Annotated in this window: 23 protein-coding genes, 1 tRNA gene and 1 pseudogene; 9 read left to right on the plus strand and 16 right to left on the minus strand. The window is 64.5% G+C overall.

The features are described from left to right. Both AC2FL1_RS05270 and AC2FL1_RS05275 read right to left on the minus strand, forming a co-directional pair. Window positions 1-537, minus strand: a pseudogene (locus AC2FL1_RS05270) (IS5 family transposase); the annotation flags it as partial. Between the two features lie 142 nt (window positions 538-679). Continuing rightward, window positions 680-765, minus strand: a tRNA-Leu gene (locus AC2FL1_RS05275). A 134-nt stretch (window positions 766-899) separates the two neighbouring features. Here AC2FL1_RS05275 and AC2FL1_RS05280 point away from each other — a divergent pair. Together AC2FL1_RS05280 and AC2FL1_RS05285 are read left to right on the plus strand one after the other, a co-directional pair. Then, window positions 900-1,478 carry a YqaA family protein gene (locus AC2FL1_RS05280; RefSeq protein ID WP_496876207.1) on the plus strand — a complete coding sequence of 193 codons (579 nt, stop codon included), beginning with the start codon at window positions 900-902 and terminating at the stop codon, window positions 1,476-1,478. Further along, complete coding sequence (locus AC2FL1_RS05285) at window positions 1,478-1,939, plus strand: disulfide bond formation protein B (RefSeq protein WP_496876208.1); 462 nt, start codon at window positions 1,478-1,480, stop codon at window positions 1,937-1,939. The genes AC2FL1_RS05280 and AC2FL1_RS05285 overlap by 1 nt, the downstream gene beginning before the upstream one ends. 100 nt (window positions 1,940-2,039) lie before the next feature. Here the strand turns inward: AC2FL1_RS05285 and AC2FL1_RS05290 are convergent, their stop codons facing one another. Then, window positions 2,040-2,465, minus strand: coding sequence for an Lrp/AsnC family transcriptional regulator (locus AC2FL1_RS05290; protein WP_234136786.1), 426 nt, complete (start codon window positions 2,463-2,465; stop codon window positions 2,040-2,042). A gap of 106 nt (window positions 2,466-2,571) precedes the next feature. Here AC2FL1_RS05290 and rocF point away from each other — a divergent pair, with 106 nt between their 5' ends. The 3 genes from rocF to AC2FL1_RS05305 all read left to right on the plus strand — a co-directional run bounded on the left by rocF (window position 2,572) and on the right by AC2FL1_RS05305 (window position 5,077). Further along, window positions 2,572-3,498: an arginase gene (rocF, locus tag AC2FL1_RS05295; RefSeq protein WP_496876209.1), complete on the plus strand. Its 927-nt coding sequence runs from the start codon at window positions 2,572-2,574 to the stop codon at window positions 3,496-3,498. A gap of 22 nt (window positions 3,499-3,520) precedes the next feature. Then, the gene (ocd, locus tag AC2FL1_RS05300) at window positions 3,521-4,582 is read left to right on the plus strand and encodes an ornithine cyclodeaminase (protein WP_496876210.1); all 1,062 of its coding nucleotides are present in this window, start codon (window positions 3,521-3,523) and stop codon (window positions 4,580-4,582) included. A gap of 159 nt (window positions 4,583-4,741) precedes the next feature. Beyond that, window positions 4,742-5,077 (plus strand): zinc ribbon domain-containing protein YjdM, encoded by a 336-nt coding sequence (locus AC2FL1_RS05305; RefSeq protein WP_496823888.1) that lies wholly within the window; start codon window positions 4,742-4,744, stop codon window positions 5,075-5,077. Between the two features lie 3 nt (window positions 5,078-5,080). Here the strand turns inward: AC2FL1_RS05305 and AC2FL1_RS05310 are convergent, their stop codons facing one another. Further along, complete coding sequence (locus AC2FL1_RS05310) at window positions 5,081-5,665, minus strand: HNH endonuclease (RefSeq protein WP_496876211.1); 585 nt, start codon at window positions 5,663-5,665, stop codon at window positions 5,081-5,083. Between the two features lie 215 nt (window positions 5,666-5,880). Between AC2FL1_RS05310 and AC2FL1_RS05315 the strand changes: the two genes are divergently transcribed. Further along, a complete protein-coding gene (locus AC2FL1_RS05315) occupies window positions 5,881-6,483 on the plus strand; it encodes a pseudouridine synthase (protein WP_496876212.1) in 603 nt (200 codons plus the stop codon). Window positions 6,484-6,487: 4 nt separating this feature from the next. Here AC2FL1_RS05315 and AC2FL1_RS05320 read toward each other — a convergent pair whose 3' ends face one another. From AC2FL1_RS05320 to AC2FL1_RS05330, 3 genes are read right to left on the minus strand one after another with little or no spacing between them, the layout of a single operon-like run. Then, complete coding sequence (locus AC2FL1_RS05320; protein ID WP_496876213.1) at window positions 6,488-6,985, minus strand: GNAT family N-acetyltransferase; 498 nt, start codon at window positions 6,983-6,985, stop codon at window positions 6,488-6,490. Then, the gene (locus AC2FL1_RS05325) at window positions 6,982-7,647 is read right to left on the minus strand and encodes an alpha/beta hydrolase (protein WP_496876214.1); all 666 of its coding nucleotides are present in this window, start codon (window positions 7,645-7,647) and stop codon (window positions 6,982-6,984) included. Before AC2FL1_RS05325 ends, AC2FL1_RS05320 begins: the two co-directional genes overlap by 4 nt. Beyond that, a complete protein-coding gene (locus AC2FL1_RS05330) occupies window positions 7,644-8,276 on the minus strand; it encodes a DNA-3-methyladenine glycosylase family protein (protein WP_496876215.1) in 633 nt (210 codons plus the stop codon). Before AC2FL1_RS05330 ends, AC2FL1_RS05325 begins: the two co-directional genes overlap by 4 nt. Window positions 8,277-8,379: 103 nt before the next feature. On the opposite strand from AC2FL1_RS05330, the gene AC2FL1_RS05335 reads away from it, so the two are divergent. Next, window positions 8,380-9,597: an MFS transporter gene (locus tag AC2FL1_RS05335; RefSeq protein ID WP_496876216.1), complete on the plus strand. Its 1,218-nt coding sequence runs from the start codon at window positions 8,380-8,382 to the stop codon at window positions 9,595-9,597. A 131-nt stretch (window positions 9,598-9,728) separates the two neighbouring features. On the opposite strand, the gene AC2FL1_RS05340 is transcribed toward AC2FL1_RS05335, so the two are convergent. The 3 genes from AC2FL1_RS05340 to cysS all read right to left on the minus strand — a co-directional run bounded on the left by AC2FL1_RS05340 (window position 9,729) and on the right by cysS (window position 13,691). Beyond that, window positions 9,729-10,511, minus strand: coding sequence for a squalene/phytoene synthase family protein (locus AC2FL1_RS05340; protein WP_496876217.1), 783 nt, complete (start codon window positions 10,509-10,511; stop codon window positions 9,729-9,731). Beyond that, window positions 10,508-12,142 carry a citramalate synthase gene (cimA, locus tag AC2FL1_RS05345; RefSeq protein ID WP_496876218.1) on the minus strand — a complete coding sequence of 545 codons (1,635 nt, stop codon included), beginning with the start codon at window positions 12,140-12,142 and terminating at the stop codon, window positions 10,508-10,510. The genes AC2FL1_RS05340 and cimA overlap by 4 nt, the downstream gene beginning before the upstream one ends. 115 nt (window positions 12,143-12,257) lie before the next feature. Then, window positions 12,258-13,691, minus strand: coding sequence for a cysteine--tRNA ligase (gene cysS / locus AC2FL1_RS05350; RefSeq protein WP_496876219.1), 1,434 nt, complete (start codon window positions 13,689-13,691; stop codon window positions 12,258-12,260). Window positions 13,692-13,948: 257 nt separating this feature from the next. Here cysS and AC2FL1_RS05355 point away from each other — a divergent pair, with 257 nt between their 5' ends. Beyond that, on the plus strand, window positions 13,949-15,136 hold the full coding sequence (locus AC2FL1_RS05355) for a pyridoxal phosphate-dependent aminotransferase (RefSeq protein ID WP_496876220.1): 1,188 nt from the start codon (window positions 13,949-13,951) through the stop codon (window positions 15,134-15,136). A gap of 43 nt (window positions 15,137-15,179) precedes the next feature. Here AC2FL1_RS05355 and AC2FL1_RS05360 read toward each other — a convergent pair whose 3' ends face one another. After that, entirely contained in the window at window positions 15,180-15,698 is a 519-nt protein-coding gene (locus AC2FL1_RS05360; RefSeq protein ID WP_496876221.1) for an outer membrane beta-barrel protein, read from the minus strand. Window positions 15,699-16,116: 418 nt separating this feature from the next. On the opposite strand from AC2FL1_RS05360, the gene AC2FL1_RS05365 reads away from it, so the two are divergent. Continuing rightward, window positions 16,117-17,661 carry a trimethylamine methyltransferase family protein gene (locus AC2FL1_RS05365; protein ID WP_496823906.1) on the plus strand — a complete coding sequence of 515 codons (1,545 nt, stop codon included), beginning with the start codon at window positions 16,117-16,119 and terminating at the stop codon, window positions 17,659-17,661. A 48-nt stretch (window positions 17,662-17,709) separates the two neighbouring features. Here AC2FL1_RS05365 and AC2FL1_RS05370 read toward each other — a convergent pair whose 3' ends face one another. The 5 genes from AC2FL1_RS05370 to AC2FL1_RS05390 all read right to left on the minus strand — a co-directional run bounded on the left by AC2FL1_RS05370 (window position 17,710) and on the right by AC2FL1_RS05390 (window position 21,799). After that, entirely contained in the window at window positions 17,710-17,955 is a 246-nt protein-coding gene (locus tag AC2FL1_RS05370) for an EF-hand domain-containing protein (RefSeq protein WP_234145141.1), read from the minus strand. Between the two features lie 283 nt (window positions 17,956-18,238). Then, a complete protein-coding gene (locus AC2FL1_RS05375) occupies window positions 18,239-19,177 on the minus strand; it encodes an acetamidase/formamidase family protein (protein ID WP_496876222.1) in 939 nt (312 codons plus the stop codon). A 9-nt stretch (window positions 19,178-19,186) separates the two neighbouring features. Further along, on the minus strand, window positions 19,187-20,206 hold the full coding sequence (locus AC2FL1_RS05380) for a branched-chain amino acid ABC transporter permease (protein ID WP_234145139.1): 1,020 nt from the start codon (window positions 20,204-20,206) through the stop codon (window positions 19,187-19,189). After that, window positions 20,203-21,099 carry a branched-chain amino acid ABC transporter permease gene (locus AC2FL1_RS05385; RefSeq protein ID WP_496823910.1) on the minus strand — a complete coding sequence of 299 codons (897 nt, stop codon included), beginning with the start codon at window positions 21,097-21,099 and terminating at the stop codon, window positions 20,203-20,205. Before AC2FL1_RS05385 ends, AC2FL1_RS05380 begins: the two co-directional genes overlap by 4 nt. 1 nt (window position 21,100) lies before the next feature. Further along, window positions 21,101-21,799 (minus strand): ABC transporter ATP-binding protein, encoded by a 699-nt coding sequence (locus tag AC2FL1_RS05390; RefSeq protein ID WP_496876301.1) that lies wholly within the window; start codon window positions 21,797-21,799, stop codon window positions 21,101-21,103. Between the last annotated feature and the right edge of the window lie 11 nt (window positions 21,800-21,810).

Here is a 21,810-nt window from a genome sequence, read left to right on the forward strand (position 1 = left end):
CGCGGAACCAGTCGGCATCATAGCCTCGGTCAGCGATCATCCAATCAGCGGCCGGCAAGCTGCTCAGGAGTGCCCTGGCGCCCGTGTAGTCACTGACCTGACCGGCGGTCATAAAGAACCGGATGGGGCGGCCCGAGGCATCGGTGACAGCGTGCAGCTTTGTGTTCATGCCCCCCTTGGTTCGCCCAATCAGACGTCCGCGCCCCCCTTTTTCAACCGCAGGCTCGACGCCGTGCGGTGGGCTTTCAGGTAGGTCGCGTCAATCATGATCGCCGTGTGATCGGAATGCTCGGCGGCTAGCCCCTCCATGATCCGAGCGAACACGCCCTTGTCGCTCCAACGCTTCCAGCGGTTGTAGAGCGTCTTGGGTGGGCCATACTCCGGTGGAGCATCAGACCAGCGCAACCCGTTGCGATTGATGAAGATAATCCCACTCAGAACGCGCCTGTCATCCACGCGAGGCTTGCCATGGCTCTTCGGAAAATAGGGCCGCAACCGCGCCATCTGTTCGTCGGTCAGCCAAAACAAGTTGCTCATCACGCCTCCTGAAGTTCAGGAGCTTGAATCAGCCCGGCGCCACGACTGCAACCAAATCAATGGGTCCAGAGCCTAAAGGGGGGACAGGAACACAAGCCAGATAACCAATATATTGATTTAAAAAAAGATATCTGGATTTAAGTGGTGCCCAAGGAGAGACTCGAACTCTCACGCCCGTAAAGGCGGGGGATTTTGAATCCCCTGCGTCTACCATTCCGCCACTTGGGCCACCTGAGGACATGGATTAGCCGCAGCCGCGGCGAAGGTCCAGAGGCAAAAACGAGATCGGCAAGACGGTTGACCCGGGCCGCGCCGCATGGTTTGCAACCTGCAACCTCAATCACAGGGCAGGCACGGGCGGCATGCTGACATCGCTCTATCACCGGACCATGGCGCTTGCCGATCACCGTCACGCGCTCTGGGCGCTGGCGCTGGTCGCGTTTCTGGAAAGCTCGGTCTTTCCGATCCCGCCCGACCTTCTGATGATCCCGATGATTCTCGCCCGCCCCTCGCGGGCCTGGCTGATTGCGCTGGTGGCGCTGGTGGCCTCAGTGCTTGGGGGGCTGCTGGGCTATGCCATCGGCGCTTTCTTCTATGACAGTATCGGTGCACCGATCCTCGAGGCGATGGGCAAGGCTGAGGCGATGGAGGCCTTCAACACCCGCTTCAACGATTTCGGATTCTGGGCGGTGCTGACGGCGGGCGTCACCCCCTTCCCCTACAAGGTGATCACCATCATGTCGGGCTGGACGGGCATGCCGCTGGGCACCTTCATTGCCACCTCGATCCTGGCGCGGGCGCTGCGCTTCTTCCTGGTGGCCGCGTTGCTCTGGAAATTCGGGGCCCCGGTGCGCGATTTCATCGAAAGGCGTCTCGGGTTGGTAATGACCGTCTTCATGGCGCTGCTGATCGGCGGCTTCTTTCTGGTGAGGTATCTGTGATGACACGTAAGCGCTTGGTTCTCCTGGCCGCTGGCGGCTCGGCGGCGATGCTGCTGGCGGCCTGGGGATTTCAATATCTGGGCGGCATGGCGCCTTGCAAACTGTGCATCTGGCAACGCTATCCGCATGGGGCGGCAGTGCTCATCGGGGCGGTGACGCTGGCGACCGGCTGGCGCATTCTGCCTTGGGCCGGCGCCTTGGCGGCACTGACCACAGGTGGCATCGGCCTCTATCACGCGGGTGTCGAACAGGGCTGGTGGGAGGGCCCCACCACCTGCACCTCCGGCCCGATCGGCGGGCTCAGCGCCGAACAGCTGATGGCGCAAATCATGGAGGCGCCGCTGGTGCGCTGCGACGAGATCCCGTGGGATCTGTTCGGCATCTCGATGGCGGGCTGGAACGGCCTGATCTCGCTGGCCCTGGCGCTGGTCTGGCTGCTGGCCGCGACCCGGCGGGCCTGACCGCACTCGCAATGGGCCGCACCCGCCCTGCCTCTTCATTTCGCTGAAAATACTCCGGGGGAGTCGCCCTTTGGGGCGACGGGGGCAGCGCCCCCTCCCCTCAGGTGGCTTTCTTGGTTGACAACAGCAGGCTGGTTTCGCTGGCCTGTACGCCTTCGAACAGGCGGATCCGCGCCAATGCGTGATCGAGATCTTCCAGCGTCTCGGTCCCCAGTTCAACGATCAGGTCCCAGCGGCCGTTGGTCGAGTGGATCGCCCGCACCTGTTTCAGCCCCTGCAACTGACGCGTGATGCGGGCGGCACCGCGCCCCTCGATCTCGATCATCATCAGCCCGCGCACCGGATCGTTCAACACGTCCTCTTTCAACGTGACCGTGAAACCCAGGATATCTCCACGCTGCATCAACCGCTCGATTCGCGCTCGCACGGTGGTGCGCGACAGGTTCAGTTGCAGCGCCAGATCCGACAGCGACGCCCGCGCGTCATGTCTGAGTGCGGCAATCAGGCGCTCGTCCGTTTTGTCCATGATGATTTCCGATTTGCACAATCCCCCTTCCTACTGAGCAAAATCACCACTGGAATTCAACACGTTTCGATCAGAATCTGGCAAAAACGCAAAGAGACTGCACCTTATGACTCCCAAACGCTGCATTCTGATCGGCGCCCCGGTCGACAGCGGCAAGCGCCGCACTGGCTGCCTGATGGGCCCCGATTCCTATCGTACTGCCGGCCTGGCCGAGGCGCTGGCCGATCTGGGCCATATGGTCGAGGATCTGGGTAACCTGTCACCGACCGAACACGCCCCCGAGTCGGGCGACACACATCTGCATCAGCCCAACCGCACCATCGGCTGGACGCACCGCCTGATCCGCGCCGCCGAACAGGCGATGCCCCTCGGACTGCCGATCTTTCTGGGCGGCGATCATGCGCTGGCCCTGGGCAGCGTGGCGGGTGCAGCCAACCATGCGGCAAGCGTCGGACGCCCGCAATTCGTGCTGTGGCTCGATGCCCATAGCGATTATCACACGCCCGACACCTCGGCCTCGGGCAATCTGCACGGCACCCCATTGGGCTATGTCACCGGGCGCGCTGGCTTTGCCGGCTTTCCGGTGATCAAGAATCCGGTGCCGCAGGAAAACATCTGTATCATCGGCCTGCGGTCGGTCGACCGGGCCGAACGCGAGGCCCTGCAACAGACCAGGATCCGCTTTCACGACATGCGCCAGATCGACGAACATGGTATTGCCCGCCCCCTCCAGGCCTTTCTCGATACCGTGGCCAAGGCGAACGGCTTGCTGCATGTCTCGCTCGACGTCGATTTTCTCGACCCCGCCATTGCACCCGCCGTCGGCACCACCGTGCCCGGTGGCGCCACCATCCGCGAGGGACATCTGGTGATGGAAATGATCTGCGACAGCGGGCTGATGACCTCGATGGATCTGGTCGAGCTCAACCCGTTCCTCGACGAGCGCGGCCGCACCGCTCAGCTGATGGTCGATCTGGCCGCGTCAGCACTCGGCCGGCGCGTCTTCGACCGTCCGACACAAAGCTATTCCTGATCGCCCCGGAAAGGACCCCGACATGACGACCCTCCCCCCCTCGGACAAGGCCCTGGTGCCCTTTGTCTCGGTCGATCACATGATGCAACTGGTGCACCGCATCGGTGTCGAAAAGATGATGCGCGGCATTGCCGACTATATCGAGGCCGACTTCCGCCGCTGGGAAAGCTTTGACAAGACCCCGCGCGTTGCCAGCCATTCACCCGTCGGCGTGATCGAGCTAATGCCGACCTCGGATGGTGAGCTTTATGGCTTCAAATACGTGAACGGCCACCCCAAGAACACCAAAGAGGGGCTTCAGACCGTCACCGCATTCGGCCTGCTGGCGTCGGTCGAAACGGGCTATCCGGTGCTGCTGAGCGAAATGACCCTGCTGACCGCTCTGCGCACCGCCGCAACCTCGGCCCTGGTGGCCAAGTACCTTGCCCCCAAAGGCGCGCATACGATGGCGATGATCGGCAATGGCGCCCAGTCCGAGTTCCAGACCCTGGCGATGAAGGCGATCTGCGGCCTGAAATCCGTTCGTCTCTACGATACCGACCCCGCCGCCACCGCCAAGGCTGCCCGCAACCTGGCCGGACAGGGGATCGAGGTGGTGAGCTGCACCAGCCCCGAAGAGGCGATCGAAGGCGCCCAGATCCTGACGACCTGCACCGCCGACAAGCAATATGCCACCATCCTGACCGACAACATGGTGGGTTCGGGCGTGCATATCAACGCCATCGGCGGCGACTGCCCAGGCAAGACCGAACTGGCCGAGGCGATCCTGCACCGCTCGGATATCTTCGTCGAATACCCGCCGCAGACCCGGATCGAGGGCGAGATCCAGCAACTGGCCCCCGATCACCCGGTGATCGAGATGTGGCAGGTGATCACCGGCAAGGCCCAGGGCCGCACCTCGGACCGTCAGATCACCCTCTTTGACAGCGTCGGTTTCGCCATCGAGGATTTTTCGGCCCTGCGCTATGTGCGCGACCGGTTGCAGGAGACCGGCCTTTATCACGCGCTCGACCTGCTGGCCGACCCCGACGACCCGCGCGACCTGTTCGGCATGCTGCAACGGGCGGCGCCTGCCGAGGGCTGATGACATGCGAGGCTCTGCCTCGCGCTCCGGAGTATTTGCGGCGAAATGAAAGAATGGACCCCTGGCTTTCCTCTTGCCGCAGATACCCCGCCGGAGACATCGCGCGGCACGCGCGAATAGCTGCCTTGCACGCGGACGAGTGGGCCGGTAAGGCGGGGCATGACCGATAACCTGCCCCCCTGCCCCGATTGCGCCTCATCCTTCACCTATCAGGTGGACGCGCTGCTGAACTGCCCCGAATGCGGCCATGAATGGCAGGCAAGGGAAGAGGCCGAGGTCGGCATCCGCGACAGCGTCGGCAATCTGCTGGCGGATGGAGATACGGTGACCGTGATCAAGGATCTCAAGGTCAGGGGATCCTCGGCCGTGGTCAAGGTGGGCACCAAGGTGCGCAATATCCGCCTGGTGGGCGGCGATCACGATATCGACTGCAAGATCCCCGGCATCGGCCCGATGGGATTGAAATCGCAATTCGTGAAGAAGGCCGCCGACTAAGCGTCACGCGTCCAGTTCGGCATCCCAGTAGAGGAAGTCCATCCAGCTTTCGTGCAGGTGGTTGGGCGGGAACTTGCGACCCACATTCTGCAATTCCTCGGCCTGCGGGCGACGCGGCGGACGGCGCAGCGACATGTTGGCCTGGCGCAGCGATTTCGACCCTTTGCGCAGGTTGCAGGGCGCGCAGGCGGCGACCACGTTTTCCCAGCTGGTCACGCCCCCGGCGGCGCGCGGCACCACATGGTCAAAGGTCAGATCGCCCTTGGCCCCGCAATACTGGCAGCGGAATTCGTCCCTCAGAAACAAATTGAAGCGCGTGAAGGCCACGCGCTTCTGAGGTTTAACATAGTCTTTCAGCACCACGACCGAGGGTATTCGGATCACCACGCTGGGGCTGCGTACCACCTCGTCATATTCGGCGATGATATCGACCCGGTCCAGCCAGGCCGCCTTGATCGCCTCCTGCCAGGGCCACAGCGACAGCGGATAATAGGAAAGCGGGCGGTAATCGGCATTGAGCACCAGCGCCGGGTGATGCTTCAACGCCCCCGGTTCCCGCACAAAATCAGTCCTGAAATCGCCATCCATCCCGGATTCTCTCCTTGCCCCGGATTGCCGTGTGACCAGTCCAGAGCGGGGAGCACCCGCCCCGGCTTCGAACCAACTATATATCGTGGCCGGTCGCTGGCAAGCCTTGATTTTCCACAACATGTCGGCACCGCACTAGCCTGTACAAGTAACAGTGCCGTGACGGTTATCCACAGGCTTGCCGCAGGCGCGCGCGCGCGGTATTGGCAACGCCCATGGCCTGGTTCATCCGCTTCAACAAACCCTATGACGTGCTGTCGCAATTCACCGATCGCGGCAGCGCCGACAGCCCGCGCGCAACCCTGTCGGACCATATCGACCTGCCCGGGGTCTATCCCGCCGGACGGCTGGATCGTGACAGCGAGGGGCTGATGCTGCTGACCGACGACGGCCGGTTGCAGGCGCGCATCGCCGACCCCAGGCACAAGCTGGCCAAGACCTATTGGGTGCAGGTCGAGGGCGTGCCAGATGCGGCGGTTCTCAAGGCGCTGAGCGAGGGGGTTGAGCTGAAGGACGGGCTGACCCGCGCTGCCCGTGCACGTGCCATGCCCGAGCCGCCCGACCTCTGGCCGCGCAATCCCCCGATAAGAGAGCGCAAATCGGTGCCGGACAGCTGGATCGAGCTGACCATTCGCGAAGGCCGTAACCGGCAGGTGCGCCGGATGACCGCCGCAGTCGGCCATCCGACCCTGCGCCTGATCCGGGCGCGGATCGGTGAGTGGACGCTGGACGGGCTGGCGCCCGGCGAATGGCAGAGCCTGCCGATGCCCGCCACCCCGCCACCATCAGCCTCGCAAAAGCAGCGCCCGCGCCGCTGAGCGTTCAGCCCCGCAGGTCAAACCGTTTCGAAATGCGGTCAACTGGCCGCCCGTCTATAAGCGGCACTGCCCGCGTCACCGCATGGTCGCGAAACCCCATCTTGCCGTAATAGGCCAGCCCCAGGGCATTGTCGGCGCGGATCGTGGCGTTGATCTCGGCAAGGCGTCGGTCCCGTGCCACCGCAACCGTGCGGGCAAACAGCGCCCTGCCCGCGCCCCGCAGCGCCGGTTCACGGCGGGTAAAGCTGGCGATATCGCCACAGCCTTCGGGCAGGCTGTCGTTGCGGCCCAGCCATTGGAACCCGGCCACGGCACCCGCCGCATCCAGCGCCACATGGCAACAGATCAGATCGGCGCCACTGACATACCAGGCGTCGAACTCGGCTTCTGATACCGGCTGCTCGAACGCGGTGGTGCCACCGATCTCGATGATCCGGTTCAGGATGGCGCAGGCCTGCGGCACATCCTCGGCCCGGATCGACCGGATCGCGATCTCGCTCACAGGCTCAGCTTGTCCCGCATGAAGGCCAGTGCCACGCTCAGCCCGTCGGGCGCGATGCCGTGGCCGGTGCCTTTCATCACATGGGCATAGACCTCTTTGAAGCCCGCGCCCTGCAAGGCCTCTGCCGCCTGCGGCAGCGATTGCGGCGGCACCACGTCATCGACATCGCCATGCACCAACAGCACCGGCATCCGGCTGACCACCTCGTCGGCCAGCAGGTCCGGCTCCAACAGGCGGCCCGAAAAGGCCACCACGCCAGCCACCGGGTCTTCGCGCCGGGGGGCGACATGCAGGCTCATCATCGTGCCCTGGCTGAAACCGAACAGGACAACCTGTTCAGGCAACAGATCCTCGTCGACCATCAGCGCATCCAGGAAAGCGTTGAAATCGGCCACCGCCGCTTCCATCCCGCGCCGCGCCTCCTCCTCGGAGGAGCCGTCGAGCCAGGGGATCGGGAACCACTGGAACCCGAAGGGCATGCCCGGGATCGTCTCGGGCGCGTCGGGCGCCACAAACAGCGTGTCCGGCAGATGTTCGCCCAGCACATCGGCCAGCCCCAGCAGATCGGCCCCATTGGCCCCATAGCCATGCACGAACACCACCGCCGAGCGGGTGTCGCCCGATACCGGCGCCTTGCGCTCGGCCCTCAAAACCCGTGTCATCTGATCCCTTCCCTGTCCTTTGCCACCCGGTAATAGGCCCAGAGCACGCGCGCCGCAACCGAACGCCAGGGCGACCAGGCCAGCGCCATCTGTCGCAGGGCGCGCTCGCTGGGACGCTCGGGCAGATCATAAAGGACGCGCGCCGCCTCCTGCAGGGCCAGATCGCCGGGCGCGAACACATCGGCGCGGCCCAGGCTGAACATGGCGTAGATCTCGGCGGTCCAGACGCCGATGCCCGGCACCCGGGTCAGCTCGGCCACCACATCCGCATCCGGAGCGGTCCGCAAGCCCTTGAAATCAATGCGTGCCTTGGCAAGCTCGCGGGCATAGCGGATCTTCTGCCGGCTCAGACCCACAGCGCGCAGATCGTCATCACTGGCCCAGAGGATCTTGCGCGGGCCGGTCAGCCCCGCCGCCCGCATCCGCGCCCAGATCGCATTGGCCGAGGCGACGCTCACCTGCTGGCTGACAATGGCGCTGAGCAGTTCGGCAAAGCCATCCGGCCGGCGGCGCAACGGCAAGGGCCCGGTCAGCGTCATCGCATAGGCCATGCGCGGACAGATCTCGGCCAGCCAGGCCGCCCCTTCGGCCACGCAATCTGGGGATTCGATGATACGTCCAACAGTCATCCCGACCCCTGAGATACGATTCCAGTTCACGGAAAGGTTAATCTGTTCACAATTGGTTTCAACCGGCTTGCCGCCACATGCATTCGCCGATACGCATGCGTCCATGACGCTCGCCGATAACCATACCAACGACAGCCGCGCCAAGCGCAACGTCGCCGTTCTCGTCGCCGCCCAGGCCATCCTGGGCGCGCAGATGCCGATGATCTTCACCATCGGCGGGCTCGCTGGCCAGTCGCTGGCCAGCAATGTCTGCCTGGCGACGCTGCCGATCTCGCTGATCGTGCTGGGCTCGATGCTGGCGGCGACGCCGATCTCGGCCATCATGCAGAAATGGGGCCGGCGGGCCGGATTCCTGCTGGGGGCATTGGCGGGTGCACTGGGCGGCGCGGTCGGGGCCTATGGTCTGTACCTCTCCTCGTTCCCGGTGTTTCTGGCGGGCAGCCTGCTGACCGGCGTCTATATGAGTGCGCATGGCTTCTATCGTTTTGCCGCCGCCGATACCGCCTCGGACGCGTTCCGGCCCAAGGCGATCTCTTATGTCATGGCCGGAGGGCTGGCCGCCGCGATCATCGGGCCGCAGGCGGTCAAGGCCACGTCGGATGCCTATGTTATCCCTTTCCTTGGCACCTATTACGCGGTGATCGCGGTCAACCTGTTGGGCGCGCTCCTGTTCTTTTTCCTCGACATCCCGCGCCCGACCCCGCCCGCCGCCGACAGCCCGCGCGGGCGCACGCGGATGGAGCTGCTGAAAACTCCGCGGATCGCGGTGGCGGTGATCTGCGCCATGGTTTCTTACGCGCTGATGAACCTGGTGATGACCTCGACCCCGCTGGCGGTGGTGGGCTGCGGATATGATCAGGGTGACGCGGCGGATGTGGTGACCAGCCACGTGCTGGCCATGTATGTGCCCAGCTTCTTTACCGGCCATCTGATCGCCCGGTTCGGGGTGGAAAAGGTCGTGGCCGCCGGTCTGGTCGTGCTGGCCGCAGCCGGCGTGGTAGCTCTACAAGGCGTGGATCTCAACAACTTCTTCATCGCGTTGATCCTCTTGGGTCTGGGATGGAACTTCGGCTTCATCGGCGCCACCACCATGCTGGCAGGCGCCCATGAACCACATGAGCGCGGCCGGATGCAGGGGTTGAACGACCTCTTGGTCTTTGGTGGTGTCACAATGGCCTCGCTGGCCTCGGGCGGGTTGATGAACTGCTCGGGCGGGTCGCCGGTCGAGGGCTGGACCGCTGTAAACCTGGCGATGGTGCCCTTCCTGACTCTGGCGGGCGGCGCGCTGATCTGGCTCATGCTGCGCCCCAGGGAGGCCTGAGCGGGGGCCTGCCCCCGTCGCCTGGCAGCGACTCCCCCGGAGTATTTACGGCGAAATGAAGAGATGCGTGTCTGCTGCTTCTTTCTGGTTGAAAATACTCCGAAGCGCGAGGCGGAGCCTCGCAAATCCCCTCACCAGCGGCCGGTCGCGGCCTGCAGGCCCAAGCGCAGGTGACGGGCAAAGGGGCTGAGGCCAAGCTGGCCGGTCGCCACGCGCTCGGGCTCCTTGTGTGCCTGACGCAGCAGCGCGCCGCTTTGCCAACCGGCCAGCAGCGCGGGCCGCGCGGCGTGCGAAATCAGCGAGCGTTTGGCACGGGCGCGCGACAGATGGTCAAGCCCCTCTTCGGCAAGGCGTCGGATGCCCGCAGGGGTGCCATCGAGCAGCGGGATGCGCCCGCGCGCCTCCAGCTCGGGGATGGCGCGGAACCAGTTGGCCAGCCCCGTCGCATAGCCGTAATCGCGCAAGACATCCTCGTCCGCCTGTCCCAGCGCCGTCGCGCAAACGCAAAGCAGGCTGGCGCTGCTCTGTTCCAGGTAACGGGTCAGGTGGGCTTCATCCTCAAACGGGTCGCGATAGATGTCCCAGCGCCGCACCGCTACGAACCCATCGAGCCGCGCCGCCATCTGCGGGCTGAGGATACCCGCCAGCGGCGTCACCACCGGATGCCGGCGCGGCGGCTTGCCCATGGCAAGCTCTTCCAGCGCGTCGCGCCACCATTGCAGGCGCATCTCTGCGATCATCGGTTCGGCCGAGGCCCAGGGCGCGCGCGCCACCTCGACCGCCAGCGCGTAGAGCGGGAACAGCACCCGCCGCGCCGCCACCGGCGCTGCCATGGCCGCCGCAAACCGGTCCGGGTCGGCGCGCTGGACCAGTTCGGCGCAGGCGGTCAGATCGGCGTCGAAGACGTCGCTCACTCTGCCGCCGCCTCGTGCCCCGCACAGTCGCGCAACAGCTTCCAGTTGATCGCGTCCAGAAGCGCTTCGAACGAGGCATCGACTATGTTGGCGCTGACGCCCACGGTGGACCAGCGCCGCCCCTTGCCATCCTCGCTGTCGATGATGACACGGGTCACGGCCTCGGTACCGCCTTGCGTGATGCGTACCTTGAAATCCACCAGCCGCATGTCACTCAGGATCGCCGAATAGCGCCCCAGATCCTTGGCCAGCGCCTTGTAGAGCGCGTTGACCGGGCCGCGGTCGCTGCCGGTGTCATCCAGCGACTCGCTGACCGAAAGCAGCTTTTCGCCATCCACCTTGACCACCACGACCGCCTCGGAGAGGCTGACCATGCGGTCATACTTGTTCTTGCGCCGCTCGACCGTGACCTTGTAGCGCTTGACCTCGAAGAACGCGGGCATCTGGCCCAGTTCGCGCCGCGCCAGCAGTTCGAAACTGGCCTGTGCGGTGTCGTAGGAATAGCCCTCGTCCTCGCGCGCCTTGATCCGCTCCAGGATATGCCCCAGCGCCGGATCGCCCGGCGGCACGCTCAGCCCCGCATCGGTCAGCCGCTTGCGCAGGTTCGACTGGCCCGCCTGGTTCGACATCGGGATGATGCGCTCGTTGCCGACCAAAGACGGGTCGATATGCTCATAGGTCGAGGGGTCCTTGAGGATCGCGCTGGCATGCAGCCCGGCCTTGTGGGCAAAGGCCGACGAGCCGACATAGGGCGCCTGTTTCACCGGCACCCGGTTCAGGATATCGTCCAGCATGCGGCTGATCCGGGTCAGGTCGGCCAGTGCCCCGGCGCTGACACCGGTCTCGAACCGGCTGGCATAGGGTTCCTTCAACAACAGCGTCGGGATCAGCGAGGTCAGGTTGGCATTGCCACAGCGCTCGCCCAGCCCGTTCAGCGTGCCCTGGATCTGGCGCGCACCCGCCATCACGGCGGCCAGCGAACAGGCCACCGCCTGATCGGTGTCGTTGTGGCAATGGATGCCCAGACGGTCGCCGGGGATGCCCGCAGCGATCACCTCGCCCACCACGCGGGCCACATCGGCGGGCATGGCGCCGCCATTGGTGTCACACAGCACGATCCAGCGCGCGCCTGCCTCCAGCGCGGCCCGGCAGACCTCCAGCGCATAGGCGGGATTGTCGCGATAGCCGTCAAAGAAATGCTCGGCATCAAACAGCGCCTCGCGCCCCTGCGCCACGATATGGGCCATCGAGGCGCGGATGTTCTCGGTGTTCTCGGCCAGCTCGATCCCCAACGCCTGGGTCACGTGATAATCATGCGCCTTGCCGACCAGACAGACGGTGCCGGTGCCCGCGTTCATTACGGCGGCCAGCACATCGTCGTTCTCTGCCGAGCGGCCCGACCGTTTGGTCATGCCAAAGGCAGTCAGCCGCGCGCGGGTTGCCGGGGCGGCGTCGAAAAAGGCGCTGTCGGTCGGGTTGGCGCCGGGCCAGCCGCCCTCGATATAGTCTATGCCGAGGCTGTCGAGTGCGCTGGCGATGCGCAGCTTTTCCGGGGTCGAGAACTGTACGCCCTGGGTCTGTTGCCCATCGCGCAGGGTGGTGTCGTAGAGATAGAGACGCTCGCGGGTCATGCGGTGCCTCCTCGACAGGGCAGCGCCCGGCCCGGGGTGGGCGCATAGCGCCCGCCCATGGGGGCGGGTCGGGCGCTGCCCGGGCAAGCCCGGGCGGGACATTCGTGGTGGAGGGTCATTTCAGGGCCTCCAGCTTGGCGGGGTCGAATTCTGCAGTTACGTCGATAACAACTTCAGCCTTCGAAATTCGAACTTCCAAACCAGCGTCACGCAAAATGCCTGTTATGCGATCTACTTCGCCGAAGTCCTTTGTCTCCATTGCCGTTTGCCGGGCCTTGAACAACAACTCCTCGTAGGACCCGAAATCAACCGGATCGCCCAGCAGCTTAGTAAGCGAGTAACCATGCGAAACAGACCAAATATGCGTATGGTCGAATCCGAGAAAATCCATGGCCTCGGCCAAGTCTACTTTTGCTGTCAAAGAGGTTTTCGCCTCCTTTGCCAATGCATGGAGACTACTGATGGCCTTGGATGTATTCAGGTCGTCCATCAAGGCCTCTAGAACAACATCGGGTGGATTGCTGCCTGTATACCTTTTCGCGACCTCATCTCTCGAGAGGTCTATCAGTTGCTTCCATTTCAGCAGGGTTGCCTCGGCTTCTTTCGCCTTCTTCTCGGTCCAGTCCATAGGCTTGCGGTAATGCGTGCTTAGGAACACGAAGCGGATCACCTCCCCCGGGATGCCCTGATCAAGCAGGTCGCGCACGGTAAAGAAGTTGCCCAGCGACTTGGACATCTTCTTGCCCTCGACCTGCAACATCTCGTTGTGCAGCCAGACATTCGCAAAGCGACCCTCGGGATGGGCGCAGCAGCTTTGCGCGATCTCGTTCTCGTGATGGGGAAACATCAGGTCGTTTCCGCCGCCATGGATGTCGAAGCTTTCGCCCAGCAGCTCGTAACTCATGGCCGAGCATTCGATATGCCAGCCGGGCCGCCCCCTGCCCCAGGGGCTGTCCCAGCCGGGCAGATCCGGGGTCGAGGGTTTCCACAGCACGAAATCCATCGGGTTCTTCTTGTAGGGCGCGACCTCGACCCGGGCGCCTGCGATCATGTCATCGACCGAGCGGCCCGAGAGCTTGCCGTAATGCTCTTTCCACGAATCCACCGCGAACAGCACATGACCCTCGGCCGCATAGGCATGGCCCTTGGCGATCAGGCTTTCGATCATCGCCACCATCTGCGGGATGTACTCTGTGGCGCGCGGCATGTGGTCGGGTTCCAGCGCGCCAAGCGCGCCCATGTCGTCCAGAAACCACTGGGTCGTCTCGGCGGTGATATCGCCGATGGGTCGCCCGCTCTCAGCCGCGCGCGCGTTGATCTTGTCGTCGACGTCGGTGAAGTTGCGCACATAGGTCACGTGATCCGCACCATAGACATGGCGCAGCAGCCGGTAGAGCACGTCGAACACCACCACGGGCCGCGCGTTGCCCAGATGCGCCCGGTCATAGACCGTGGGACCGCAGACATACATGCGCACGTTCTGGGGGTCGATCGGGACAAACTCTTCCTTTGTCCGCGTCCTTGTGTTGTGCAGCTTGATCGTCGTCATCGGTCTTGTTCCTCAACAGCATGCGGCAGGCGCTTGTCAGCGCGGGCTTAGCAACTTGTCTTTGCGAAGAAAACGACGAATGACCAGCCCGCGAATGGATCAGCGGGTAATGCAGCAGATAATGATGCGAATGGTGCGGGTCATGGAACATCCCTTAGCACGCCGGGCCTGCTTCTCCAACATGAAATCCGGACGGTAATTGACAAGCAGTACCGGTTCTGCCCCTCTCCGCCTGGGACACAGGCAAGGGAAGCGAGATGAGACTGTCACGGCGGATAACCGGCCTCACCGGGGGCGGATCGGACGGATGGGACCTGTTCCTGCGGGCGCGTCGGATGATCGCCGAAGGCATCGCCGTGACCGAGTTGACCATTGGCGAACATGACACGCGGACGCACAGCTCGATTCTCGATGCCATGGATCGCTCCGCGCGCGGTGGTCATACCGGGTATGCCATGGTTCCTGGCACGGCCCTGTTGCGCGATACCGTGGCCGCGCGGGTTCAGGAACGGACCGGTCAACGCACGACCCGCGACAACGTGCTGATCACACCGGGCGGTCAGGCGGCTCTCTTCGCGGCCCATAGCGCCGCCTGTGATCCGGGGGATACAGCGTTATTTGTCGATCCCTATTACGCCACCTATCCAGGTACGATTCGCGGTGTCGGCGCCCTGCCCCGCGCCGTGATCGCGAGGGCCGAGGACGGGTTCCAGCCGCGCGCCGAAGCGATCGGGGCGGAAGCAGATGGCGCGGTGTCTCTCCTGATCAACTCACCCAACAACCCGACGGGGGTAGTCTATGGCCGCGAAACGCTGGAGGGGATCGCCCGTGTCTGCCAGGACCGCGACTTGTGGCTTATCTCGGACGAGGTCTATGACACACAGATCTGGGAAGGAGCGCATCTGTCCCCCCGTGCGCTGCCCGGAATGGCCGAGCGCACGCTGGTTGTCGGCTCGATGTCCAAGTCCCACGCCATGACCGGGTCGCGCTGCGGCTGGATCGTGGGACCGGAAGCGGCGATTTCGCATCTGATCACGCTGGCCACCCATACCACCTATGGCGTGCCCGGGTTTGTGCAGGACGCGGCGGTTTTTGCCTTGGGTCAGGGACGGGATCTGGAAGAGGAGATCGCAGCGCCCTTTCGCCGCCGCCGCGACCTGGCGCGGCACATCCTGGCGGGTCAGAATGCCGTCCGTCTCAGCCCGGCCCAGGGGGCAATGTATCTGATGCTGGATATTCGGGCGACCGGCCTGTCGGGCGAGGCATTTGCCATAGCCTTGCTGGAGACCCACCATATCGCCGTGATGCCCGGGGAGAGCTTTGGCAAGGCGGCGGCGGGTCATGTCCGGGTGGCGATGACCGTCGCCGATGATGCCTTTGTCAAGGCACTCAAAACGCTCTGTCACTTTGCGGCGCAGCAGACGTCTGGCCTGTCCGAAGGCTGATATCGGGCGGCCCGCAGGCCGCCCGCCCTTGATTTCGGTCGCGTCAGAACCGCAGAGAGGCCCGCAAGTTGAACGTGTTGACGTCGAAATCGCTTGCGGCGCCGCCAAAATCCTTGAACTGGTGGCGCAGAACCTCGCCACTGACCGACAGGTAATCGGTCACCGGCATCGCCAGGCCCAAACCATAGACCACGCCGTTTTCATTGCCGAATGTCGAGGTGGCGCGCGCCGCCCCCAGCACGCCATAGCCCAGTACCGGGCCGAAGTCGTAACCGGCCTTGACCTTGAGCCGCCCGATTTCGTCCAGCGTGCCGCCACCGCCGCCCAGATCGTTGTTGACGCGGTCGTATTCCAGCTCGCCGCCCATGACGAACCGATTACCCAGATCGAAGTTGTACCCGATATGACCGCCGAAGGTAGCGGCCTCGCCATCGCGCGCGCCGGGGCCATCGACATCGCCATAACCGACACCCAGACCCAGATAGGCGCCGCTCCAGTCACCTGCGATTGCCGGGGCGGCCGCGATAGATACCGCGACCAGTGCGGGAACCAAATGTTTCATTGTTCTACTCCTTGCCACGGGACATGAGAAAACCGGCAAGATATTGTCGCCAATATCTTTTTCAGCGCTGCTCTCTTGTCTCCACCAGACAGATGCGCCTTGTCGGAGCCCGCTTCAAGCCGCCGCAGCCACGGCCCTACGGACTGGGCCAGAACCCGCCACAGGGGGGCTGAAGCCTCGCGGAATCCCGCGCACGAGCGCTGAGACACGCAGGTCGCAAACAGGACAGATCAGGTCGGATCGGGATGGCATTCTGCCACAGGATGAGGAGCGCAAGCATGCAAGAGGAACGCAGCAAGATCTGCCTGGTCAGCCGTACCATCGGTGCCGACCGGGGGCGTGCCGCACGGGGTCGGCCTGGCCACCGCTGACGCGTTTTCTTCCTTTCCATTCCCAAACTCACCAGGATTCTACCTGCATGAACGATCAGACTCGTAGCACGGCCCGTGCGGGCGGGCGTTCGGCCCGTCGCGCCGCCCGCTCTGCCGCGCTTCCCGACCATCTGCGCCCCATCCGCCCCGGTATGAGCGGTGGCGCGCTGAACCTTCTGAGCCAACAGGACATGGAGCGTATCCATGCCGCGGCCCTTGACGCGCTGGAGCGGATCGGTCTGGCCGATGCCCCGCAAAGCGGTATCGACTATCTGGTCGGCGCCGGCTGTATCCTGGGCGAGGACAAGCGCATCCGCTTTCCCCGTGCGTTGGTCGAGGACACTCTGGCGCGCGCCAACCGCTCGGTGACGCTCTACAGCCGCGATGGCAAGACCGATCTCGAACTCTCGGGCACGCGGGTCCATTACGGCACCGCAGGGGCTGCGGTTCACATGGTCGATGTAGATGGCCGCGAATACCGCGATTCGACGGTGCAGGATCTGCACGACGCCTCGCGGATTTGCGAGGCGCTCGACAATATTCATTTCGTGCAACGCCCGATGGTCTGTCGCGACATCAGCGACAATTTCGAAATGGATATGAACACGATTTATGCTTGTTGTGCTGGCACGTACAAGCATGTCGGCGTGTCCTTCACCGATCCTTCCTATGTGGCACCCGCCATCGAAATGCTGCACATGATCGCCGGGGGCGAGGCCAACTGGCGCGAGCGGCCCTTCGTGTCAAACTCCAACTGCTTTGTCGTGCCGCCGATGAAATTCGCCACCGAATCCTGTCTGGTGATGGAGGAGTGCATCAAGCACGGCATGCCGGTGCTGTTGCTGTCTGCGGGCATGGCCGGGGCCACCGCGCCCTCGACCGTGGCGGGCGCCATCGTACAGGCGGTGGCCGAATGCCTGGCCGGTCTGGTTTACGTAAATGCCGTAAAGCCCGGAGCACCCGCAATTTTCGGCACCTGGCCCTTTGGCCTGGACCTGCGCACTGGCGCGATGACCGGCGGATCGGGCGAACAGGCGCTGCTGACGGCGGGCTGTGCCCAGATGCATCGCTTTTATGACCTGCCCGGCGGCGCCGCGGCGGGGATCGCCGACAGCAAGCTGCCCGACATGCAGGCCGGGTGGGAGCAGATGTGCTCGAACGTCATGGCGGGTCTGTCGGGGTTGAACATGGTCTACGAGGCGGCGGGCATGCATGCGTCGCTGCTGGGCTTCTGCCATGAAAGCCTGATCCTGTCCGACGACCTGATCGGCCAGGCGCTGCGCTGCGTGCGCGGCATCGAAGTGACCGACGAGACGCTGGCGGTGGATCAGATCGCCGAGGTCTGTCTGGGCGGCAGCGGCCATTATCTGGGCACCGACCAGACGCTGGGCCGGATGCAGGTGGACTATGTCTATCCCACGCTGGGGGACCGGACCTCGCCCAAGGAATGGGTTGAAAAGGACAAGCCCGACCTGATCGCCAAGGCCGTTGCCCGCAAAGAGGCCATTCTGGCCGAACGCTCTCCGGCGCGGTTCGATGCCGCCACCGATGCGGCGATCCGGGCGAAGTTCAACATTCACTTGCCCGCGTAACACATTGAACAAAAACGGCGGCCCCAAGGCCGCCGTTCTTGGCGGCGGTTAGCCGTCGCTTGCGGGCAGCAGACCTGCCTCTTGTGCGGCGGCCACCTCCTCGGAATCGAGGACCGCATCACCATTGGCATCCATCCGCACAAAGGTTTCTGCGTTCACCTCGGGGTTGGCGGCCTGAACCTCGGTCAGGGTCAGCACGCCGTCGCCATCCGTATCCGCGCTGCTTTGCGCCCATGCGGTCGCAGGCAGGGCCAGTCCCAAAGCGCCCAGCAGGGCCAGCAGTTTCGGTGTCATCTGAGTCTCTCCTCAAGTGGGGTTATGTCTCTGTCTTGTCCGGACAGGCCCACAGTCCCCTCTCTGCACATCCCTGTCACCTTGCGCGAACCGACGACCCGGATTCGCGCTGACGGGCGCCGGTTGTCCCGTAACCCGTCGGCAAGGTGCCGCCCGCCGCCGCGCGCCCGAGCGGTTTCGGCGGAACTCCTCGGATGATATCGCCCGGATCCGGCAGGCTCTTGCCGGAAACCTGTTTGCGCGGCGCCGGATGCCACAGAATCCGAGTCGCGCGCCCGACCGTTCAGCCGAGCGCGGTCTTGGGAAAATAGAAACTGACGGTCCAGTTCGGCATGTCCACGATCTCGCTGATGCGCAGGTCGCCACAGACCGAACAGAGCATATAGGCATCCAGCGCGCTCATCCCCGTGGTGGCGGAGATCCAGTCGATCATGCCCGACACCGCATCGCGCGCCGCCTGCATCAGATCGGGGCCGATCCCGGTGGTGGCCTTGTAACCCGCACCATCGAAATGGCGGCTGACCGGTCCGTCTGTCTCGAACCGGGGAAAGGCCAGATCGGCGCCCTTGAGCAGGTCGATCCTGATCGCCACATCCATCGGGCTTTCGATGGCGGTGCCACAGATCTCGCCATCGCCCTGCGCGGCATGGGTGTCGCCCAGCGACAACAGGCCGCCCGCCACCTCGACCGGCAGATAGAGCGTGGTGCCCACCGCATTGTCGCGAATGTCCAGATTGCCGCCCACCCGGCGTGGTGGCACCACCGAATGATTGCCCGCCTCGGCCAGTGCCAGCCCGATGGTGCCCACAAAAGGCTTCAGCGGCACCTGCCCCCCCGGACCGTAAAGCGCGGGCCGCATCGCCACCTTGTCATAGCTCCAGATATGCAGGGCGGGATCGGGGAACTGGTCGGTCAGCAGGCCGAAACCGGGGATATTCGCGGTCCAGCCCCAGCCCGAGGGCTTGAAGTCGAGGAAGGTGATCGCCACCGCGTCACCCGGCTCGGCCCCGTCGATATGGATGGGGCCGGTCACCGGGTTCACCTTGTCGAACGACAGCGCGCCCAGATCGGCCAGTGTCGACCCCGGCCCCAATTGCCCGCCCGAGCTGTCAATCGTCTCGATCTCGACCGTCTGGCCGGGGGTGACCCGCAACACCGGCTCGATGCTGTTGTCCCAGCCGAAATGGTGAGAGTGCTTGTGGATCGTGTGATTGCAGCCCATTGCCGTCTCCTATTTCAAGATCAGATCCTCGATTTCGCGGTCGCCCATCAGCCCGCCGGGGCGCAGCGCCATGGTCAGCACGATCACCCCGCCCAGCACGATGCCCGACAGGCCCAGCGCCTCGGGCAGGTCGATGCCCAGCACCACCGGACCGGTTTCCAGCCAGCGCACCCATTCCAACCCGAACGAGATCAGAAAGGTGCCCAGCACCGCCCCTGTCACCGTCCGCATGCCGCCCAGGATCAGCATGGCAAGCGTCAGGAACACATGGTTGAAATAGAAGGGCCGCGCCGAGATCGTGCCCAGGTAATAGGCATAGGCGATGCCCGCCACCGCCAGAAGCACCCCCGACAGCACCCAGGCCATCAGCCGCAACCGGTGGATATCCACCCCCATGGCGGCGGCGCCCACCTCGTCATCGGCCGAGGCACGCAGGGCAACGCCCCAGCGGCTTTCGCGAAAGCCGCGGGTGATGAACACCACCAGCACCGCCAGCCCCACTACCCAGGTCAGGTTGAAGAGTTGCGGAATGCCGAAAAATGCCTGGTTCCCCTTGAAGATATCGGTGCGGTAGAGGAACAGCCCATGCACGATGACCAGCACCGCCAGCGACACGATGGTGGCGCCGATGCCGGTCAACCGCACGATGAACACCCCCACCAGCCAGGCCACCAGCCCGGTCAGCACCAGCGCGATCAGCGCCGAACTGACCGGGTCGAGCGCGAATGCGTTCAGCCCCCAGGGCGCATCGGGCAGCGAGATCGCCTTGATCTTTTCCGGTGTCACGCAGATCGCGGCGGCATAGGCGCCGATCCCCATGAAGGCGGAATGGCTGAGATTGGTGACCCGCGCATTGCCCATGAACACTTGCAGCGCCAAAACGACCAGCAAGTTGACATAGGCACCATAGACCAGCCGCAACTGATAGCGCGAGCCGAACCAGGTGGCGGCCAGACCGATCACGATCAGGATCAGTGCAAGCAGCGCGGCGCCGACAATGCCGCGGCGCTGGGCTCGGGACAGGGTCATATCTTGTCCCCCTTCTCGACCGGCGGCGACAGGATGCCGTCAGGCCGCCAGATCAGCACCATCGCGATGATGCCGAAGACAAAGGCGTCGGTCATCCCGCCCAGCGATTGCGGCAGCATCACCAGCATCGCCACCTCGACAGCCCCCAAGAGGAAGCCGCCCAGAACCGCGCCCGGCAGGCTGCCAAAGCCTCCCACCACACAGGCGACAAAGGCCTTGAGCACCGGGTCGAACCCCAGATGCGGATCGACCGAGCCGCGCCGCGCCATGATGAACACGCAGGCGATCCCCGCCAGCAGGCCCGAGATGGCAAATGCCATGGCAAAAACCCGGTTGGCGCGGATACCACTCAGCCGCACCATCTCGAAATCCAGCGACGCCGCCCGCATCGCCAGGCCCAGCACGGTGCGGCGCAAAAACAGCATCAGCGCCACGATCACCACCGCCGTGGTCAGCGCCTCGAACAGTTGCAGCGAGGAAACCCGTATCGCGCCCAGATCGACGGGCCAGTCGAGGAAATAGAGAGAGGTCACCGCGATTGGCCGGGGCGAGACCAGCAGCAGGAACAGGTTCTGCAACACGATCGAGACACCAAAGGCCGTGAGCAGCCCCGTGGTCGGGTCGGCATAGCGCACCGGGCGGAACGCCACCCGTTCCAGCATCATGGACCCGGCTACCGCCGCCAGCACCGCCGCCCCGATCACGATCAGCGGATTGCTCAGCGCCAGCGCGGCCATGGCGACCATGGTATAGCCGCCCACCGCGATGATTTCACCATGGGCGAAATTCACCAGCCCCATGATCGAGAACACGATGGCCAGCCCCAGCGCCAGCAGCGCGTATTCGGCACCGAAAGAGAGGGCGTTCATCGCCTGTTGCGCAACATAATCCATCTCAGCCGATCCCCGTCAGTTCCGCCATCAGCGCGTCGCTCTGGCCCAGTGTCCCGGCCGTCCCCTCGGCCACGATACGCCCGTTGTTGAGCAGATAGGCATAGTCCGACAGCCTCAGCGCCTGGGTCGCGTTCTGTTCGACCAGCAGGATGGTCATCCCCTGCTGGCGCAGCGTTTCGATCATCGCGAAAATCTGCGCCACGATGCGCGGCGCAAGGCCCAGGCTCGGCTCGTCCAGCAGAAGGATTCGCGGTTCGGACATCAGCGCGCGGGCAATCGCCAGCATCTGCTGTTCGCCGCCTGACAGGGTGCCCGCCTGCTGGTCGCGCCGCTCACCCAGAATGGGAAAGGTGTCGAACCAGCGCGCGATGCGCTCGGCCTGCCCCTCGGGCCGCATGGCGGCGCCAAGGCGCAGGTTCTCGGTCACCGTCAGGTTGGCAAAGACGCGCCGCCCCTCGGGCGAGATCGCCAGCCCGCGCCGCATCCGCGCCTCCACCGGCAGGCCGCCCATGTCGGAGCCGTCAAAGGCGATGGTGCCTGCCGCCCGCGCAATGCCGGTGATCGCCGACAGGGTCGAGGTCTTGCCCGCTCCGTTCGGCCCCAACAGCGAAACGCATTGCCCCGGCTTCACCTGAAAGGTGATCCCGTGCACCGCCTCGATCGGCCCGTGATAGACCCGCAGGTCCGTGACATTCAGCATCCGCCGCCCCA

The sequence above is a fragment of the Ruegeria sp. YKSF070 genome, assembly GCF_059612725.1.